The organism is Massilia sp. HP4 (assembly GCF_005222695.1).
Classification (GTDB): Bacteria; Pseudomonadota; Gammaproteobacteria; order Burkholderiales; family Burkholderiaceae_D; genus Telluria.
The window spans coordinates 100,549-118,729 of record NZ_STGG01000011.1 but is presented as its reverse complement, the minus strand read 5'-3'; the positions used below and the strand labels follow the sequence as shown (position 1 = coordinate 118,729).

The 18,181-nt window shown below is 65.1% G+C and carries 16 protein-coding genes; 5 read left to right on the top strand and 11 right to left on the bottom strand.

The features are described from left to right. Positions 1-19: 19 nt before the first annotated feature. From E8M83_RS04395 to E8M83_RS04355, 9 genes are all read right to left on the bottom strand, one after another. Complete coding sequence (locus E8M83_RS04395) at positions 20-520, bottom strand: hypothetical protein (protein WP_137172173.1); 501 nt, start codon at positions 518-520, stop codon at positions 20-22. 39 nt (positions 521-559) lie between these two features. Continuing rightward, positions 560-1,165 carry an RNA polymerase sigma factor gene (locus E8M83_RS04390; protein WP_137172172.1) on the bottom strand — a complete coding sequence of 202 codons (606 nt, stop codon included), beginning with the start codon at positions 1,163-1,165 and terminating at the stop codon, positions 560-562. Positions 1,166-1,286: 121 nt separating this feature from the next. Then, complete coding sequence (locus E8M83_RS04385) at positions 1,287-1,730, bottom strand: thioesterase family protein (RefSeq protein WP_137172171.1); 444 nt, start codon at positions 1,728-1,730, stop codon at positions 1,287-1,289. A gap of 15 nt (positions 1,731-1,745) precedes the next feature. After that, positions 1,746-3,215, bottom strand: coding sequence for a sorbosone dehydrogenase family protein (locus E8M83_RS04380; protein ID WP_137172170.1), 1,470 nt, complete (start codon positions 3,213-3,215; stop codon positions 1,746-1,748). An 83-nt stretch (positions 3,216-3,298) separates the two neighbouring features. Beyond that, on the bottom strand, positions 3,299-3,745 hold the full coding sequence (locus E8M83_RS04375) for an SRPBCC family protein (RefSeq protein WP_137172169.1): 447 nt from the start codon (positions 3,743-3,745) through the stop codon (positions 3,299-3,301). 188 nt (positions 3,746-3,933) lie between these two features. Then, positions 3,934-4,446, bottom strand: coding sequence for a ferritin-like domain-containing protein (locus E8M83_RS04370; RefSeq protein WP_137172168.1), 513 nt, complete (start codon positions 4,444-4,446; stop codon positions 3,934-3,936). Positions 4,447-4,558: 112 nt separating this feature from the next. After that, positions 4,559-4,849, bottom strand: a complete 291-nt coding sequence (locus E8M83_RS04365) for a hypothetical protein (RefSeq protein WP_137172167.1) — start codon at positions 4,847-4,849, stop codon at positions 4,559-4,561. Beyond that, complete coding sequence (locus E8M83_RS04360; protein WP_137172166.1) at positions 4,846-5,628, bottom strand: hypothetical protein; 783 nt, start codon at positions 5,626-5,628, stop codon at positions 4,846-4,848. The genes E8M83_RS04365 and E8M83_RS04360 overlap by 4 nt, the downstream gene beginning before the upstream one ends. Positions 5,629-5,671: 43 nt before the next feature. Then, complete coding sequence (locus E8M83_RS04355) at positions 5,672-6,226, bottom strand: DUF882 domain-containing protein (protein WP_137172165.1); 555 nt, start codon at positions 6,224-6,226, stop codon at positions 5,672-5,674. 159 nt (positions 6,227-6,385) lie between these two features. Here E8M83_RS04355 and E8M83_RS04350 point away from each other — a divergent pair, with 159 nt between their 5' ends. Together E8M83_RS04350 and E8M83_RS04345 are read left to right on the top strand one after the other, a co-directional pair. Next, positions 6,386-7,537: a PQQ-dependent sugar dehydrogenase gene (locus E8M83_RS04350; protein ID WP_229491417.1), complete on the top strand. Its 1,152-nt coding sequence runs from the start codon at positions 6,386-6,388 to the stop codon at positions 7,535-7,537. A gap of 174 nt (positions 7,538-7,711) precedes the next feature. Then, positions 7,712-10,489, top strand: a complete 2,778-nt coding sequence (locus E8M83_RS04345; protein ID WP_137172163.1) for a pitrilysin family protein — start codon at positions 7,712-7,714, stop codon at positions 10,487-10,489. Positions 10,490-10,564: 75 nt separating this feature from the next. On the opposite strand, the gene E8M83_RS04340 is transcribed toward E8M83_RS04345, so the two are convergent. Then, positions 10,565-11,551, bottom strand: coding sequence for an LLM class flavin-dependent oxidoreductase (locus tag E8M83_RS04340; RefSeq protein ID WP_137172162.1), 987 nt, complete (start codon positions 11,549-11,551; stop codon positions 10,565-10,567). Positions 11,552-11,727: 176 nt separating this feature from the next. On the opposite strand from E8M83_RS04340, the gene E8M83_RS04335 reads away from it, so the two are divergent. Both E8M83_RS04335 and E8M83_RS04330 read left to right on the top strand, forming a co-directional pair. Then, positions 11,728-12,867 (top strand): serine hydrolase, encoded by a 1,140-nt coding sequence (locus E8M83_RS04335; RefSeq protein ID WP_229491416.1) that lies wholly within the window; start codon positions 11,728-11,730, stop codon positions 12,865-12,867. A 183-nt stretch (positions 12,868-13,050) separates the two neighbouring features. Continuing rightward, complete coding sequence (locus E8M83_RS04330; RefSeq protein WP_137172161.1) at positions 13,051-13,590, top strand: hypothetical protein; 540 nt, start codon at positions 13,051-13,053, stop codon at positions 13,588-13,590. A 99-nt stretch (positions 13,591-13,689) separates the two neighbouring features. On the opposite strand, the gene E8M83_RS04325 is transcribed toward E8M83_RS04330, so the two are convergent. Further along, positions 13,690-15,273 carry an FAD-dependent oxidoreductase gene (locus tag E8M83_RS04325; protein ID WP_137172160.1) on the bottom strand — a complete coding sequence of 528 codons (1,584 nt, stop codon included), beginning with the start codon at positions 15,271-15,273 and terminating at the stop codon, positions 13,690-13,692. Positions 15,274-15,510: 237 nt separating this feature from the next. Between E8M83_RS04325 and E8M83_RS04320 the strand changes: the two genes are divergently transcribed. Further along, complete coding sequence (locus E8M83_RS04320; RefSeq protein WP_137172159.1) at positions 15,511-18,150, top strand: TonB-dependent receptor; 2,640 nt, start codon at positions 15,511-15,513, stop codon at positions 18,148-18,150. Positions 18,151-18,181: the final 31 nt, after the last annotated feature.

The window sequence follows — 18,181 nt, the reverse complement described above, 5'->3', positions numbered from 1 at the left end:
GTCCTCACGATGAATCTTGTCAGTTGACGGCGCTCAGGCGCACCGCCAGGGGATGGCCGTCCTCGGCCACCAGCATCTCGGCGCGCACGGTGTCGCCCGCGGTCTGCGGATTGAGCGGCATGCCCAGCGACGCCAGCGCGGTCTGCGGCAGTTCGGCCTCGACCACCCGGGCATGGGGCTCGCTCTCGATCCGCTCCAGCGATTCGAGCGCGATGAAGGCGGCGCCATTGTCGATGCCGATCACCGGCGGGCCGACCGTGATCGCCTGGTGCGGCGCCAGCGCCAGCAGCAGGGCCACGCCGCACAGCGACGCCAGGGCGCCGGCCGTGCCCCACTGGGGCAGCGACAGCGTGCGGTACCAGGGCTGCCGTTTGGGGAACTGGCGGGCGAAGGCCTGCAGCAATTCCTTTTCCACGCAGCGCGGCGCATCATGCCCGGCCAGCTCGCTGCGCAACGCGGCGAAGCGGGTGGCCAATGCGGGGTCGATGGTGTCGTCCTTGAATTCGTCGTCGTGTTTCATCGTGTCTTTCCTTCCAGCGTCAGCCGCATTCGATTCGCCTCATGCAAGGTGTGCGTCATGCGACGGTACGGGTTGCAGCGCGTGCAGGCGCTTGGCCAGTGCTGCACGGCCGCGCGCCAGGCGTGAACGCACGGTGCCGATATCGACCTGGCAGACGGTTGCGATCTCCTGGTACGACAGGTCGTGCAGCTCGTACAGGATCACCGGATCGCGGTAGTGCGGCGCCAGCAGGGACAGCGCGCGCCGCACTTCTTCCGCCGCCTCGTTGCCGAGCAGGCGCGCCAGCGGTCCGGCCGATTCGCTGGCCGCATCCATGTCGGGCTCGCCGTCGTCGTCTAGCGGCTCGGGCAATTGCGGATGGCGCTGGCGCGCTTCGTCGAGCTTGAGCGCGAGATTGCGCGCCACGCCAAACAGGAAGTGCTGCAACTGGCCGCGCAGCGGGTCGTAGCCGAGCCGGCCCGTCAGCAAGCCCATGAACGCCTCCTGCACGATATCGGCCGCCGCATCGCCCGAGCCGCAGCGCAGCAGCGCGTAGCGGTACAAGGGGCCCTGGTGCCGCCGGTACAGCGCCGTGAACGCATCGGCCTGTCCGGCGTGGACCTGGCGCAGCAGTTCGATATCGGTGGATTCGGTCGTCATGGTCATGGCAGTGTTCTTTTCTTGTATTCCGCCGAGCGCCCCAAAAAGTTCCAACTATTTTTCAATAACAAAACGCCCCGTGCCGGAAACCGGGACGGGGCGTGCATAGGGTGTCGAGTTGGCCGATCTAGTCGATCCAGTTCACGCGATCGAATTTGTTGCGGAAGTCGTCAGGCATGTAGCACACCTGGCTGGATTTATAGTTGTAGAAGACGAAGCCAGACTTGGCCATGGCGATGAGGGTCTTGTCGCGCGGGCGGGTGATGCGAAAGATCAGGTCGCCGCCGTATTTGTTGAAATCCATGACGCCGACTTCGAACAGCAATTGATCGCGTCCATACGCTTCGGCGCGGTAGGTCGCGGCCAGGTCGGTGACGATGATGCCATTGCCGTCGCGCTCGGTCTCAGCGACACCAAATTCAAACAGGAAGCGCGCCCGGGCCTCGGAGATCATCGCGATCATCGATTCATTGCCCAGGTGGTTGGCGGCGTTAATGTCCGTGACCCGGACTGTCAGCTGCGTCGAATAGTAATACTGGTCTTCGGGAAGATCGAGTTGTAAGCGTGCCATCTCTTTATTCTAAACTCATTGTGTCGCGCCGCGTCCAATTTTATGGATGGCGCCGCCACCCGTGAGCAGGTACAGCTCGCCATCGGCATCCTGGCCGAAGGACACGACGCGGCCGATATCGCCGATTTCCCAGTCGCGCTGCTCGACGATGCCGTTGCCAGTGGCAAGGAAACTCTTCAGGTAGCCGCCGCAGAAATCGGAATAGAAATAATGGCCCGCCAGCTCGGACAGGGCGCGGCCGCGGTACGCAAAGCCGCCGGTGATCGAGCAGCCATTGGCGCCGCCCGTGCCGTGGTCGTACTCGAAGGCAGGCAAGGTCAGGCCGGTGCGATTGCAGGTCGCGGCGCCGTAGCACAAGGTGCCTTCCATAACGTTCCATCCGTAATCCAGCCCGGCCTGGTTTGTGGCGGCGATATTGACTTCTTCGCGCCGGTCCTGGCCGACGTCGGACAGGTAGAGCTGGCTGCCATCGAAGCTGAAGCGCCATGGATTGCGCAGCCCCGATGCCCAGATCTCGGGCCGGCGCCCGGCGCTATCGCGGTAGGGATTGTCGGGCGGGATGGTATAGGGGCGTGTGGTCGTGGCGTCGCTCACGTCGATGCGCAGCAGCTTGCCGAGCAGGCTGTCCAGGTTGCGGGCATTGCCCTGCGGATCGCCGCCGCCGCCGCCATCGCCCGTCGCCAGGTAGAGATAGCCATCCGGGCCGAAGGCCAGCTGGCCGCCGAAATGGTTCTGGTAGGTGGGGTGCGGGATGCGCAGGATGACGAGGCCGGACGTCGGATTGACCACCGTCGGCGTGGCGCCGGCGTCGAAGCGCTGGATCACGATATGGCGCTCCAGGTCGGTGTAATAGACGTAGAGATAGCCGTTGCGCGCGAACTGCGGATCGAAGGCGAGCGACAGCAGGCCGCCTTCGCCATCGGTGGAGACGAGGCCACGGATATCGAGATAGGGCATGTCGCGCGTGCTGCCGTTCTCGACGATGCGCACCCGGCCCGGCCGCTCGGTGACGAACAGGCGGCTGTCGCCGGGCTGGAAGGTCAGGAAGGTCGGGTTGTCGAGATTGTCGACGACGCGCGTCAGGCCGAGGGAGAGCGCACTGCTCGCATAGCTCACCGTGGCAGTCACGGTGGCGCCGGCGCCGACAGTCGTCGCCTGCGACGCCGGTGTTGGCTGGTAGGTGACGCCGCCGTTTGTTACCGGCGAGGCCGACACGTTGTAGCTGCCGGGTGCGAGATTGGCGAGGGTTTGCGACTGCGTGAGGTCTTGCAGGTAGTTGCCGGGGCCGGTGACGCGCACGGCGGCGTTGACGCCGGGCGGCAGGCCGCTGGCGGTGACGGCCAGCGACCCGGTAGTTGCCGGCGGTGGAGTGACCGGGCCGGGCGTACCAGGACTGCCGCCGCCCCCGCCGCAGGCAAGCAAGCCGATGCCGATAAGCATGGCACTGAACAGCAATAGCAGGTTCCACATGCGCCTGGCAAGCATGTCCGTCTCCACAGGTGTGTTAACTTGCGCAATTGTGCCAGCGAATGCCAGCACGACCGTGGCGCGCGGGCTACAGAGCGGGGTCAGTCCTTGATTTCTGGTTCGACCAGTTTCGCCAGCTGCTCGAGCGACTCTTGCCAGCCCAGGTAGCACAGCTCGGTTGGAATCTGGGGCGGAATACCCTCTTGCCTGATATGGACCTCGACCCCGCAGAACACTTCGCGCATGACGATCGTGGTCTGCATCTGGCCGGGCAATTGCGGGTCGTCGAATTCGGCTGTGTAGCGCACGCGCTTGCCGGGATCGAGTTCCAGGTATTCGCCGCCGAAGGAATGGCTGTGGCCGTTCGTGAGGTTGGTGAAGGACATCCGGTAGCGGCCGCCGACCCGACCGTCCATCTCATGGACAGTGCCAAAGAAGCCGTATGGCGGCAGCCATTTGGCGTAGGCGCCGGCAGTGGTGAAGGCGCGGAACAGGCGATCTGGCGTGGACTTGATCACGCGGTGCAGCTCAACGGTACTGGTGGACATGCTGGACTCCTGGGTAAGTAGTAACAGAGGACAACCCTCTAATACTACGACGAAGCAACGGTCCAGGATTCGACAGCGTGGTCGATTTTTTTATGCACCAAATGACGAATGGTTTGGATCAGCGCAAACCGCACCGGTCCAAACCATTGTTTTTGCCCAATAAATGGGCGGCTACAAGCGCTCGAAACTTACTTTTTCGCTTCCACGCCCGGAGTCGCCGAGCGCGCCAGGAAGGCTTGGGTCACTTGCGGCAGGTGGTCCAGCAGCCAGGCCGCCATCGCTTTCTCTTGCTCCAGGATCTGCTCGAGCTGGGCCTGGGTTGCCGTATCGCCCACCGATTTCGCGGCGGCGATCAGTGCGGTATAGCTCGAGATCTCGACGTTCTCGAACACATAGCCGGCCATCGCGCCCTTGACGACTTCGTCGCTGGCCGCCATGCCGCCCACGGCCTGGCCAAAGGCCGCCAGGCGGCCGCCGAGGTCCTTCAGGACCGAGTTGTCGGTGCCGCGGCGGGCCAGGATCTCGTCGAGCACGCTATGCTGCCAGCGGGTCTCGTCGATATGCTGGACGATGCGCGCGCGCAGCTCAGGGTAGTGTTCGAGACGCTCGGCCTGCGCGGTCAGCATCTGTTCGGCCTGCTTCTCCATCGCGTGGGCATCGCGCAGCCAGTCGTTGAAGTTGTCGTCTGCAGTGGTCGTCATGATTCCTCCGTGAATGTTTGTACAGGTGGCGAAGATCGCCCTGCCAATACCTTCGCAGAGTTAGCGCAGCGTGTTTGTTAGGTGACACACTGTAGATGAATTCGGCGACCGTTCACGGGGACCGCGTGCGCGTCTTGCTCACCACGCCAGACGGATCGATCAGTACGACGAATTCCGAGAATTGTCCGCCGCCGGCCGGCGACTGATACACCCAGGCTTCGTAGCCGCTGTCGAAGCGCACGTTTTTCGTCGGGCCGAAAGCGGCCAGCAACTCCGCCTTCGTGGTGCGCCCGGCCACCACGGTCGTGGACAGCCGCTCGGCCGCGATGACGGCGCCCGGCGGCGCCGGCTGCGTCGCGCAACCCGCCAGCAGCGCCGCGCACAAGACAAGACACGGCTTCATGGCGCTGCCTCGTTCGGTGCGTCGACCATGTACTCGAACTCGACCAGCGTATCGTCGGGCCAGCTCGCATCCCACAGCGGCACGTAATAGGTGCGGTCGAGCAGCACCTGGCAATCGCAGAATGGCAGCATGTCGGGCGTCTGTTCGCCGCCGGCATACAGCATATTGAAGGGCAGGGTTTCGACCCGCTCGCCCGCGCGCAGGGTGACCGCGAAGATCGGCCGTTCGGCGAAGAACAGGTAGTTGCCATCCGGACTGGTGCACACGCCCTCGGGTGTATTCAGCGCGTCCGAGATCCAGCCGAAGAGCGGCGAGCTGTTCGAGACCAGGCCGGCTTCCTTGCCGACCCGGCATTCCAGGCGCAGGTCGCCCAGGCGGCGCGTGCCGGGCGGCAAACCAGGAGTTTCGATGCGCGCGCGCCAAGTCATGCTGGCAGTCTTGCGGCTGGCAAGCACGGCGGCGTCTTGTTGGAGGGCCTGGGCGTTGCGTGGCAAGACGAAATAATTATTGGCGTCGATCTCGACCGGCACCGACACGGTGTCGCCCGCGATACGCAGGGTGATGCCGCGCATATCCACTGACGGCAGGCGCGGCAGCAGCTGGAAGCGCAGGGTGGCATTCGGGGCGAAGGCGCGTTCGCGGTCGAAGCGCTCCATGCCCTTGATCATTTTGCGGTAGGACTTGTCGACCGGGTCGCGGGTGGACTTGACGGTGACGGTGCTCTGGCCGGCAGCGTGGGCCTGCAGGCACAGCGATGCGGCCATGAGCGAGGAGCCCATGGCGAGCGAAGCAATAACGCGGAGCAGATTCCGCGTCATGCTCTTACCAATACCGTACGCGGCCGGTATCCATATGGACGAACTGCGAGCTGGCGTAATAGCCGACGCCGCCGCCCTTGAGCGACATTGCCGCTTTCTGCAGGTTGCGCAGGTCGGTGCCCGGCAGGCGGATGTCGATTGCCTTGCCATCCATGTGCAGGCTGCGCTTGGCGACGCCGCCGCTGCCGCGGCTGCGCAGCAAGGCGTTCGATTCAGGTGCGCGGTAGCCCGAGATGATGTGCAATTCCTTGCTGTTGTCGAGCTTGCCATTGAGCTGGCCGAGCAGCAGCAGCAGTTCAGGGTCGATTTCCGCGATCTTGTTGCTGCGGTGGTCGCGCAGCACTTTATTGATGTCTTTCAGGGCATCAGGGACGAACTCGCCTTCGGCCCAGAACGTGCTCTTCAGTTTCTCGCCAGTGTGCGTATTGTAGAAACGCAGGCAGCATTCGCCGGACAGGATGCTGCTGTCAGGTGATGTATTCTTGGCAAGGGTTGGAAGGGCGAGGGAGGAAGATGCGAGGAGGAGGGAGCTCTTGAGGAAGGAGCGTCGCTGAATCATTGAAGGAGGTCCTTACGCTGGTTCACTGAACCGTCAATGATACGCCGATTGCTGCGATCGTGCAGATAAAATGACGGAAAATGCGGCGAATCAGCTACGATGTCAAGTGTTCAATGTTTTTTGAGAGAGGAAGTTATGCCGAGTATTGTCAGGAAGTTCTTGAGCAAAAAACTGGTTCTTGCCGCCACTTTGGCAACGGTCGGTGCAACGGCGCTGGCCCAGGAAGTGACGCCGGTCGACAAGCCGCCGCTCGCTAAGGGCTGGAAACTTGAAACGGTCGCCACCGGCGCGCCGCAACCCTGGGGCATGGCCTGGCTGCCGGATGGCCGCATGCTCGTCACCGGCAAGCAGGGCACCCTGCATGTGTTAAACGGCAAGAGCTTCCAGCAAATTCCTCTCGACGGCTTGCCGAACCTGTATGCCAGCGGCCAAGGCGGCCTGCTCGACATCGCGGTCCACCCCGCCGATAAAACCAATCCGCGCATCTACCTGACGATGTCGAGCGGCACCGATGAAGCAAACCGGACCGTGCTGGTGCAGGGCGTATTCGACGGCAAGCGCGTGACCGGCATCAAGCAACTCTTCGCGGTCAACCTGGCCAAGAGCGGCGGCCAGCACTTCGGCTCGCGCCTGCTGTTCTTGCCCGATAACACGCTCCTGATGAGCATCGGCGATGGCGGCAACACGCCCCAGCGCATCGGCAATATGCTGGCGCGCGACCATGCCCAGAGCCTGGCTTCGCACACCGGCAAGATCCTGCACCTGACCGATGCCGGCCAGCCGGTCGGCAAGGGCGCCTTCGCCGGGCAGGCCAATGCGCGCCCGGAAATCCATAGCTACGGCCACCGCAATGTGCAGGGCCTGGCGCGCGATCCGAAGAGCGGCCGCGTGTACGCCAACGAGCACGGCTCGCGCGGCGGCGACGAGATCAACGTGGTCGAGGCGGGCAAGAACTATGGCTGGCCGCTGCAAAGCTATACGCTGGACTACAGCACGCGCGAACCGATCGGCATGAAGGTGGTGCCGGGCACGGAGCAACCAATCGTCGTATGGACGCCGTCGCCGGCGCCATCGGGGCTGGCCTTCTATACGGGCAAGGCTTTCCCGCAATGGCAGGGCAGCCTGTTCAGCGGCAGCCTGGCCGGCCAGGATGTGCGTCGCGTGCAGCTCGACGCCCAGGGCAAGGTAACGGCCCAGGAACTGCTGCCGGTCGGCAAGCGGGTGCGTGACGTGCGCCAGGGCCCGGACGGCCAGCTGTATGTATTGACCGACGAAGCCAAGGGCAGCCTGCTGCGTATTGTTCCAAAATGAGGTCCCCGGGCGATGCGCGGCGCATGAAGTAGCGCCAGCCCGGCGTATGCACGCATGTTTTTGTTTGTTGACAACGTGAAACCTGCCTAGAATGAATGTTTGGCAAGGCGCGTCCCTCGGGGCGCGCCTTGCAGTTTCATTCCGTCCTTCCCCGACTCTTTCAGGAGGAGCAGCATGGCAGTTTCCGTTCGTCGCAGCATCCAGTTGGCGGCAGCGCTCGCGCTCGCAACCAGCGTATCTTCCCTCCACGCCGCACCGGCCAAGCCGGCCGCCGTGCCGGACATCCCGATCCCAAACATCAAGTACACCAAGTTCACGCTCAAGAACGGGCTGACGGTGCTGGTCCATGAAGACCGCAAGACGCCGGTGGTGGCGATCAATACCTGGTACCACGTGGGTTCGAAGAACGAGAAAGTGGGCAAGACCGGCTTTGCCCACCTGTTCGAACACCTGATGTTCAGCGGCAGCGACAACTTCAACCACACCTACCTGAATGCGATGGAGCGCATCGGCGCGACCGACCTGAACGGCACTACGAACCAGGATCGCACCAATTACTTCCAGAACGTGCCGACCTCGATGCTCGACTATGCGCTGTTCGCCGAGAGCGACCGCATGGGCCACCTGCTGGGCACGGTCGACAAGAAGAAACTCGACATCCAGCGCGGCGTGGTGCAGAACGAAAAGCGCCAGTACGAGAACCAGCCCTACGGCATCGCCTGGGAATTGCTGACGACCAATACCTATCCGGCCGGCCACCCGTATTCCTGGACCGTGATCGGCAAGATGGAAGACCTCGACGCGGCCTCGATGACCGACGTGCAGGATTGGTTCAAGCAGAACTACGGCCCGAACAATACGGTGCTGGTGCTGTCTGGCGACATCTCGCCGGAAGAAGCGCGCAAGAAAGTCGAGCAGTACTACGGCGCGATTCCTCCAGGCCCGCCGCTGGCCAAGCATGACGCCTGGATCGCCAAGCGCACCGGCACCCATCGCACGGTGGCGCAGGACCGCGTGCCGCAATCGCGCGTCTACCGCACCTGGAACGTGCCGGGCGCACACACGCCAGAGGAAGCGCTGCTCGACCTGGGCGCGCGCGTGCTGGGCGGCGGCAAGACCTCGCGCCTGTACAAGCGTCTGGTGTACCAGGACCAGCTGGCCACCAGCGCCACCGCGAGCGACAGCTCGTCCGAGATCGGCGGCCAGTTCAGCATGACCCTGACCGCACGTCCGGGCGGCGACGTCGCCAATATGGAAAAGGTCGCCGACGACGAGTTGCGCGCGCTGATGAAGAGCGGCCCGACGGACGCCGAACTGCGCCTGGCCAAGACCGCGATCCTGGCCCAGTACACGCGCATGATCGAGCGCGTCGGCGGCTTCGGCGGCAAGAGCGACCTGCTGGCCTCGTGCGAGACCTATACCGGCAACCCGGACTGCTACAAGGTCTACCTGCAGCGCATCAAGGATGCGACCCCGGCCACGGTAAAGAAAGCGATGAACGACTGGCTCGGCGACGGCGACTTCGTGCTGCAGATCGATCCGTTCCCGACCGGCCTGGCCGCCACCGAGACCGGCCTGGACCGCAGCAAGACCCCGGAAGCGGGCAAGGCGATGTCGCTCAAGCTGCCGTCGATGCAGCGCACCACCTTGTCGAACGGCCTGAAGGTCGTGCTGGCCGAGCGCCATGAGGCGCCGGTGGTCAACCTGCAACTGCTGGTCGACAGCGGCTACGCCTCGGACAGCGCCGACATGCCGGGTGTCGCCAGCCTGGCGCTGCGCATGCTCGAAGAAGGCACGCGCACCCGCAAGTCGCTGCAGATCGGCGAAGAGCTGGAAAGCCTGGGCGCTACCTTCGGCGCCAGCACCAACCTGGATGGCGCCTTCGTGGGCATGAATGCGCTCAAGGCCACCTTGCCGCAGGCGCTGAACCTGTATTCGGACCTGGTGCTGAACCCGTCCTTCCCGCAGAACGAGTTCACGCGCCTGCAGCAAGACCGCCTGGCCGCGATCGCGCGCGAGAAGTCCGATCCACAATCGATCGCGATGCGCGTGGCGCCGGCGCTGCTGTACGGCGCCAACCATGTGTACGCCAAGCCCGGCACCGGCACCGGTACCGAGGACGCCGTCAAGCGCATGACCCGCACCGACCTGGCGAACTACCACGCGACCTGGTTCAAGCCGAACAACGCCACCCTGCTGGTGGTGGGCGACACCACGCTGGCCGAGATCAAGCCGATGCTCGAGAAAGCGTTCGCGTCGTGGAAAGCGGGAGAAGTGCCGAACAAGGCGATCGCCGAGGTGGCGCCGCGCGCGGCGCCAGTGGTCTACCTGGTCGACCGTCCCGGCGCGCTGCAGAGCGTGATCCTGGGCGGCCAGCTGGCGCCGCCGCGCAACAGCCCCGAGGCGCTGCCGCTGGAACTGGTCAACGACGTGTTCGGCGGCACTTTTAGCTCGCGCATCAATATGAACCTGCGCGAGGACAAGCACTGGTCGTACGGCGTGCGCAGCATGGTGTCGCCGGCGATCGGCCAGCGCCAGTTCATGAGTATCTCGCCGGTACAGACCGACAAGACCGGCGACGCGCTGAAGGAACTGGTTGGCGAGTACCGCAACATTGCCGGCGCCAAGCCGATCGCGAACGACGAGCTCAAGTTCGCGCAGGACAATAAAACCCTGCGCCTGCCGGGCAGCTTCGAGACCGCGGGGCAGTTGGCGGGGGCCTATTCCACGATCCTGCAGTACGGCTTGCCCGAGGACTACTACAACACCTACACCGAGAAGGCGCTGGCGCTCACGCCGCAACAGGCCAACGCCCTGGCATCGCGCAGCTTCATCGCGGATCGCCTGGTGTGGGTGGTGGTCGGCGACATGGCCAAGGTCGAGAAGGACATCCGCGCCCTGAACCTGGGCGAGGTGCGCAAGATCGATGTGGACGGCAAGCCGCTGCCGTAACGACATGCAGTAAAAGGAACCGCCCGTACGGCATGCGCCGGACGGGCGGTTTTTTTACGTGTCGTTCAGGAGCGGTCAAGCGGCGCGCTGGATCTCCGCCGTGATCTCGTACGCCCGCAGCCGCGCCGCGTGGTCATAAATCTGCGACGTGATCATCAACTCATCCGGCTTGGTCTTCTCGATGAACGCACGCAGCTGGTGCGCCACCGTTACGCGCGAGCCGATCGCCGAGCACGACAGCACGCTGTCGAGCATCATGCGTTCGGGCAGGTCGAGTGCTTCCAGGTAGCCGCTCACCGGCGGCTTGAGCTTGCTCGGGCGTCCGGTGCGCAGGTTGACGAAAGCCTGCTGCATCGAGGTCGCCAGGAAATGCGCTTCCTGGTCTGTCTCGGCGGCGAACACATTAAAGCCCAGCATGATGTATGGCTTGTCGAGCTGTTCCGACGGGCGGAAATTGCTGCGGTACATATCGATCGCCTGCATCATCATCTGCGGCGCGAAGTGCGAAGCGAATGCATACGGCAGGCCGAGGTGGGCCGCCAGCTGGGCGCCGAACAGGCTGGAGCCGAGGATCCAGACCGGCACGTCCAGGCCGGCGCCGGGCACGGCCTGCACCGGGCGGCGGGTCGAGCCGGCGAAATAATCCATCAGCTCCACCACGTCTTGCGGGAATTCGTCGGCATCCGACGACAGGTTGCGGCGCAGGGCGCGCGCGGTAGTGTGGTCGGAACCGGGCGCGCGGCCCAGGCCCAGGTCGATGCGGCCCGGATGCAGCGCCTCGAGCGTGCCGAATTGTTCGGCGATCACCAGCGGCGAATGGTTCGGCAGCATGATGCCGCCGGCGCCCACGCGGATGCGCGAGGTGCCGGCCGCCACGTGGCCGATCAGCACCGCAGTGGCGGCGCTGGCGATGCCCGGCATGCCGTGGTGTTCGGCCAGCCAGAAGCGGTTGTAACCCCAGCGTTCGCCATGCTGTGCGAGGTCGAGCGAACGTTGGAACGAGGTGGCCGCATCGCTGCCTTCAGCGATCGGCGAGAGGTCGAGTATCGAGAAAGGAATCATGGATCCATGATACGCCGATGGAAAAAATCGCGTGCGCGGCCACCCAAAAACGCCGTGTCCGCTCGCCGTGCCTGCTGTAGTAGTACTATTTCTTCATGATGCTGAGATATTCTTTTCGTATGCTTCCCGCTGCCATGCTGCTCGCCAGCTGCGTTCACCAACCGACGCCCGCCACCATGACAGCCGACACCCAATTCGATCCCGCCCGCGTAGCGGTAATCGACCACGCCATCGAGGGCGCCATCGCCGCCCGCAAGCTGCCGGGCGCGGTGTACCACCTGGAACGCGGCGCCGCCCGCTACCAGCGCGGCTACGGCAAGCTCAGCTATGAAGAAGGCGCGGACGCCGTCACGCAAGACACCGTCTTCGACGTGGCCTCGCTGAGCAAGGTGCTGGTCACGGCGCCCGCGGTGTTGATGCTGGCCGAGGAGGGCAGCATCGACCTCGAGGCGCCGATCACGCGCTACTTCGAGCAATGCAGCGGCGGCGGCAAGGAGGCGATCACGGTGCGCCAGTTGCTTACCCATACCTCGGGGCTTGCGTCCGGCCTGCCGGCCAAGCCGGCGTGGCAGGGCCAGGCCGCTGCGCTGGCGCTGGCCTGCGCGCAGGCGGTAACCCATCCGCCGGGCAGTTTCTTCCGCTACTCGGACATCAACTACATCCTGCTCGGCCTGCTGGTCGAGCGCACGGCCGGCATGCCGCTCGACCGCTTCGCCCAGCAGCGCATCTTTGCGCCGCTGGGCATGCGCACTACCGGCTACCGTCCGCTGGAGCGCATGCCGGCGACGGTAATCGCACCGACCCAGCGCGGCGCCACCGAAGCGGCGCAATTGCCTACCGCCCATGGCGACCTGGCGCCGGGCGCGGCGCTGCAGGGCGTGGTGCACGATCCGACCGTACGCCGCATGGGTGGCGGGGCCGGCTCGGCCGGCGTGTTCTCGACCGTGGGCGACGTCGCCCGCTTCGCGCGCATGTTGATGGGCAATGGAGAACTCGACGGGGCGCGCATACTCACGCCGGAAAGCGTGCGCCTGCTGACGACGACGCAGTCGCCGCCAGGCATCGCCGCGCTGCGGGGAATGGGCATGGACATCGATTCGCCGTATGCCAAGCGGCCGCGCGGCAATCTGTATTCGGTCGGCAGCTATGGTCACACGGGATTCACCGGATGCATCCTGTGGGCCGATCCGAGTTCACAAAGTTTCTATGTCTTCCTGTCGAACCGGGTCTATCCAGACGACCGCAGCGTGGTGCTTCCCCTCTACACGCAGCTCGGTACGCTCTCGGCACAGGCTGCTACGGGAGCTCTGCAATAAATGGAAGATGCGAGCAAAATACGCGAAATTAAAAGACGATGATGTGTTTCCGCGCGGCTACCGTGCGCTCCCATCCGTAGCATGTCCTTACACTGGAATCCTCACTCGACGCAAAACGCCAACCATTAATTGCTGCGCGCCGGGTACCGCCCCCTGATACATTGTGAAATTGAGGAGAACACCATGAAAATGAATACGCTACTCAAAGGAATGCTCGGCGCATCGGTCGCCGCCGCCATGTTCGGTGCCACTGCCGTCCACGCACAAACCAGCACCACCGGCACGTCGGCCACCGGCACGTCGGGCCAGATCGGCAGCGTCTCGGGCACCAGCCAGACCGGCACCATGAGCGACAGCACCAGCGGCAGCTCGTCGGCCGGGGCGACCGGCAGCATGCAGAGCACCGATCCGCAAGACAAGCGTGACCGCGATCGCCGCAGCAAAACCGGCACCAGCAGCGGCACGTCGGGCGCCACCGGCACGACCGGAACCTCGGGTACGACTGGCGCCACGGGCACCACCGGCGCTACGGGAACGACCGGCACTACCGGTACTACCGGCACCACCAGCGGCAGCAGCGGCACCAGCGGTTCCACCGGCACCATGGATGACACTGGCCGCACCGGCACCTCGACCGGCACCACTGGGACGACCGGCGCCACCGGTACGACCGGTACGACCGGTACAACCGGTACGACTGGCACCACCGGCCGCGGCTACTGATCCAGCCGTAGCGCTTCAAGCAGCAAGGGCGGCTTCCCCGGCCGCCATCCCGAACACCGGCTCGCGCCGGTGTTCGCGCATCCAGCCGCGTAACGCTATCTACCGCATGCCGCCGCGCGCACTGCTGCGTCTATCCTGCGGTGGCGGGACGTCGCCCGGCGCCAGCACGATCCTCGCCAGCGGCGCCGGCGCCGGCCCGTGCAGCACATTACCTTCGACATCGAACCGCGAGGCATGGCAGGGGCAATCCCAGGATTCTTCTGCACTATTCCAGTGGACGGCGCAACCGAGGTGGGTACACCTGGCCGACAGCGCATGCAGCGCTCCCTCGGGATCGCGGTAGACCGCCACCCGCCGCAAGCCTTCGCGCAGCACCGCGCCTTCGCCGGGCGCTATTGCCTGCACCGAATCTACTTCGCCGCCGCCCAGCCACTCGCCATAATGCGCCGCCACATTGGCTTGCGCGCTGGCGAATTCGCCCAGCCCATGCACAGGCTTGCGTGCCGGGTCGTACAGTGCGCTCCACGGATTCGGCCGCTCCATGATCAGGTCGGTCACCAGCATGGCGCCGATGGTGCAGTGGGTCATGCCATTGCCGGAGTCGCCCGTGATCAGGTAGACGTTGTCGTCGTCCATCGGATTGCGGCCCAGGAAGGCCAGCCCGTCGCTCGGTTCCATCACTTCGCCCGACCAGCGCCAGGCGAGCTCGCGCGCCAGCGGGAAGCGTTCGCGGGCCCAGCGTTCCAGCTCGTCGTAGCGGTGGCCGGGATGCCCGTCCTGGCCCGTCTTGTGGTCGGCGCCGCCCACGAGTAGCACCTCGTCGCCATCGATGCCGGATGCCAGCCGCACATAGTGGTAGGGATCGCCCAGGTCCCACAGCAACAGGTGCGGCAAGGTCCCGTGCGGTACCCGCAAGCCGATCACATAGCTGCGATAGCCGACCTGCTTGGTATGCATCACCACCCGGTCGTTGAACGGCGTGTGGGTTGCCACCACCACATGCTGCGCCCGCACTTGCCCTTGGTCGAGTGATACGACCTGGCGCCGGTGGTCGCCCTGGATGCGGCGCGCGTGGCTGGCGCCGTGGATGCGGCCGCCGCGGCGGATGAAGGCGCGCGCCAGGCCGTCGAGGTACTTGAGCGGATGGAACTGGGCCTGGCCCGGGTAGCGCACGGCGGGACCGGTGCCGTACTCCAGGCCCGGCACGCCGCTGACCAGTTCGGCCTGTACGCCGGCGCGCACCGCGGCATCGCACTCGCGCTCCAGCGTCGGCTGGTCGTCGTCGTGCTGCACGACCAGGTAGCCGTCGAGGTGTTCGAAGTCGCAGGCGATGCCTTCGCGGCGCACGATCGATTCGACCATCTGCAGGGCGTGGGCATAGCTGCCGGCCACCAGTTTTGCCTGCGCATAGCCGAAGCGCCGCTCGATGCCGTGGTACCACTCGTCGGGCGGGAAGAAATGGGCGGTGCTGCGGCCGGTCTCGCCGGCGCCGACGCCGAGCGCATCGATGACGACCACGTCCCGGTCTTGCCGGGCCAGCAGATAGGCGGCGGTGAGGCCGGCGATGCCGGCGCCGATCACGCACACTTGCGCTTCCTGCGCGCCCACCAGGGGCGGAAAGACGGGCACCGTGGCGGTATCCATCCAGACCGAAGTCGAGCTGCCGTTCGTTGCGCCGAGCATGACCGCCTCCATCACAGTATGGTCGCCAATGCATCCTAGCGCGGCGCCGCGAAGGACGTAGCACGCCTACCACGTGCAGATGTCGCCACGATGAAAATTGCAGATTAGATAGCAAGATTTGACAAAACCGGTGTATCGGATGCCGCCAGAATGCGTTTCATAAATAGAACCACAAGGCGCCCTGGTCGCGAGCGCAGGGGTGTGTAGAGAATAATCAACCTGGTTTTGGAGAGACACATGAACGAGTTGAAGGCACGGCAGTACCAGCGCACCGCGATCGCGGCGGCGGTGGCAGGGGTGGCGATGTCGATGGGGCAGGCGCAGGCGCAAGAGGCTCCCGTGGCCGGGCCGCAGACGGTGGTGGTGACCGGCGTGCGCGCCGCCCTCGAGCAGTCGCTGCGCCAGAAGAGGAATGCCGACGCCGTGGTCGAGGTCGTGACCGCCGAAGACATCGGCAAGATGCCCGATAAAAACGTGGCCGATGCGATCCAGCGCCTGCCGGGCGTGAACACGCAATCCTCGGCCGGCGGCGAGGGCGGCTTCGGCGAGAACGACCGCGTCAGCCTGCGCGGCACCAGCCCCAGCCTGCAGCAGACCCTGTTCAACGGCCACGCGATCAGCACCGGCGACTGGTTCGTGCTGAACCAGATCGGCGGCAACGTCGGCCGCTCCAGCAGCTTCTCGCTCCTGCCGTCCGAACTGGTGGGCTCGATCGTGGTCCAGAAGAGTCCGACGGCCGACCTGGTCGAGGGCGGCGTCTCGGGCGCCATCAATGTCATCACGCGCCGTCCGCTCGACTTCAAGCAGCAGCTGACGGTCGAGGGTTCGGTGCAGGCCAACTACAACGACCTGTCGGGCAAGACCGAGCCGCACCTGTCGGGCCTGGTCAGCTGGAAGAACGCCAGCAATACCGCCGGTTTCCTGATCCAGGGCTTCTCCGAAAAAGCCAGCGTGCGCCGCGACGGCCAGGAAATCCTGGGCTATACCCCGATCAGCGCGACCAGCGCGGCGGCGGTCGCCGATCCGTCGCTGGCCGGCGTGGTGGTGCCGACCTTTATCGGCGCCGCCCTGTTCGAGCAGAAGAAGAAACGCGAAGGCGGCGCCTTCGACTTCGAAGTGCGCCCGAACCGCGACCTGACGCTGGACCTGAACGGCTTCTATTCGAAACTCGAGGCGCCGCACCAGAACACCAACTCGCTGGCGGCGCCGGCCAATTCGATCAACAACCTGGGCCTGATTCCCATCAATCCGGTGGTGCGCAACGGCACCCTGGTGGGGGCCGAATTCACCCGCAATGCGGGCGAGGTCGACAATATCTACCGTCCGGATGCGGGCGGCAAATCCTGGTACCTCGACTTCAACGGCAAATGGCGCGTGAGCGACCGCTTCAGCCTGTCCGGCAAGGTCGGCAAGACCCATGGCGTGGGCTGGGACCGCGACGACGTCTATTACCAGAACAACGTCGACGGCGGCATGGCGTATGCGCTCAATGGCCTCTCGCCGGCTTCGGTCAGCTACCCCGGCGGCAATACCGCCGTGCCCGGCTCGACCGCCTGGGCCGGCGGCGGCGAATCGCAATCGGTGGACAAGGAAGAATACGCCCAGCTCGACGGCGAGCTGCGTCTCGATCACCCAACGTTCCAGTCGGTGCGCTTCGGCGCGCGCTGGACCGACCACAATCGCACCGCCGAGCATCCGCTCGAGACCCGCCCGGGCCCGGTCGGCTTCACCAATCCGCAGCCGGCCTGGAACGGCCAGATGTACCCGGACGACTTTGGCAGCGACATCGGCGGCTACAGCGGCATCCCATACTTCAAGTACGATGGCGCCGCGCTCGGCGCCTGGGGCGCGATCCCAGGCAACCGCCTGCTCGACTACGTGCTGCGCCATAACTGGATGAACGAATTCGAGGTGGCCGAGAAGACGACGGCGCTGTACGGCATGGTCGACTTCGGCGGCGACGGCTGGAGCGGCAATATCGGCCTGCGCGCGATCGAGACACGCCAGCGCACGGTCGTCAACCTGCCGGGCGGCCCGGCGCCGATCCTTGGGTCGGCCTTCGGCCCGTACACGCCGACCACCTTCGAGCGCACCTACCGCGACTACCTGCCAAGCGCCAACCTGAAGTACAACGTGACGCCCGACCTGACCCTGCGCACCGCGCTGGCCAAGACCATTGCGCGGCCTGACTACAGCGCGCTGGGCGGCTCGGTCTCGCTCAACGACGACGCCCTGAGCGGCAGCGGCGGCAACGTGCAGCTCGACCCGGTGCGCTCGACCAACTTCGACATCGGCGCCGAGTGGTATTACGCACCGAAGGCGCTGCTCTCGGCCGGCCTGTTCTACATGGACCTGCGCTCGATCGTGGCCCAGGGCACGTCGACCGGCAGCTACTACAACAACAAGCGCGAGACCTTCACCGAGTACCAGATCACGTCGCCCTACAACACCAGCGGACGTAACCGCGGCGTGGAGCTGAGCTGGCAGCAGCCCTTCCTGAACAACTTCGGCATGCTGGTCAACTACACCTATGCCGACGGTGAGCTGGACGATGGCGGCGAGCTGCTCAACTCCTCGAAGAACACGTACAACGTCACCGGCTACTTCGAGAACGAACGCTACTCGGCGCGCCTGGCCTACAACTGGCGCTCGAAGTACAAGGCCGGCGTGGACCGCGGCGCCAGCCAGCACGTGGACGACATGCCGTCGCTGGCGGCTTCGGTCAACGTCAAGCTGACGGATAAGCTGACCCTGACCTTCGATGCGCTGAACCTCACCAACGAAACCATCAAGATGTACGCCGAGAACGAGGACCGGCCGCGCGCCTTCTACTCGAACGGCCGTACCTTCTACCTCGGCCTGCGCGGCAAGCTGTAAGCCACCCGGGGAGGCGGCTGGCCGCCTCCCC

Excerpts from the sequence above, each read along its gene's own strand:
- E8M83_RS04395 (WP_137172173.1), bottom strand. The coding sequence starts at position 520 with ATGAAACACGACGACGAATTCAAGGACGACACCATCGACCCCGCATTG.
- E8M83_RS04390 (WP_137172172.1), bottom strand. The coding sequence starts at position 1,165 with ATGACCATGACGACCGAATCCACCGATATCGAACTGCTGCGCCAGGTC.
- E8M83_RS04385 (WP_137172171.1), bottom strand. The coding sequence starts at position 1,730 with ATGGCACGCTTACAACTCGATCTTCCCGAAGACCAGTATTACTATTCG.
- E8M83_RS04380 (WP_137172170.1), bottom strand. The coding sequence starts at position 3,215 with ATGCTTGCCAGGCGCATGTGGAACCTGCTATTGCTGTTCAGTGCCATG.
- E8M83_RS04375 (WP_137172169.1), bottom strand. The coding sequence starts at position 3,745 with ATGTCCACCAGTACCGTTGAGCTGCACCGCGTGATCAAGTCCACGCCA.
- E8M83_RS04370 (WP_137172168.1), bottom strand. The coding sequence starts at position 4,446 with ATGACGACCACTGCAGACGACAACTTCAACGACTGGCTGCGCGATGCC.
- E8M83_RS04365 (WP_137172167.1), bottom strand. The coding sequence starts at position 4,849 with ATGAAGCCGTGTCTTGTCTTGTGCGCGGCGCTGCTGGCGGGTTGCGCG.
- E8M83_RS04360 (WP_137172166.1), bottom strand. The coding sequence starts at position 5,628 with ATGGGCTCCTCGCTCATGGCCGCATCGCTGTGCCTGCAGGCCCACGCT.
- E8M83_RS04355 (WP_137172165.1), bottom strand. The coding sequence starts at position 6,226 with ATGATTCAGCGACGCTCCTTCCTCAAGAGCTCCCTCCTCCTCGCATCT.
- E8M83_RS04345 (WP_137172163.1), top strand. The coding sequence starts at position 7,712 with ATGGCAGTTTCCGTTCGTCGCAGCATCCAGTTGGCGGCAGCGCTCGCG.
- E8M83_RS04340 (WP_137172162.1), bottom strand. The coding sequence starts at position 11,551 with ATGATTCCTTTCTCGATACTCGACCTCTCGCCGATCGCTGAAGGCAGC.
- E8M83_RS04335 (WP_229491416.1), top strand. The coding sequence starts at position 11,728 with ATGACAGCCGACACCCAATTCGATCCCGCCCGCGTAGCGGTAATCGAC.
- E8M83_RS04330 (WP_137172161.1), top strand. The coding sequence starts at position 13,051 with ATGAAAATGAATACGCTACTCAAAGGAATGCTCGGCGCATCGGTCGCC.
- E8M83_RS04325 (WP_137172160.1), bottom strand. The coding sequence starts at position 15,273 with ATGCTCGGCGCAACGAACGGCAGCTCGACTTCGGTCTGGATGGATACC.
- E8M83_RS04320 (WP_137172159.1), top strand. The coding sequence starts at position 15,511 with ATGAACGAGTTGAAGGCACGGCAGTACCAGCGCACCGCGATCGCGGCG.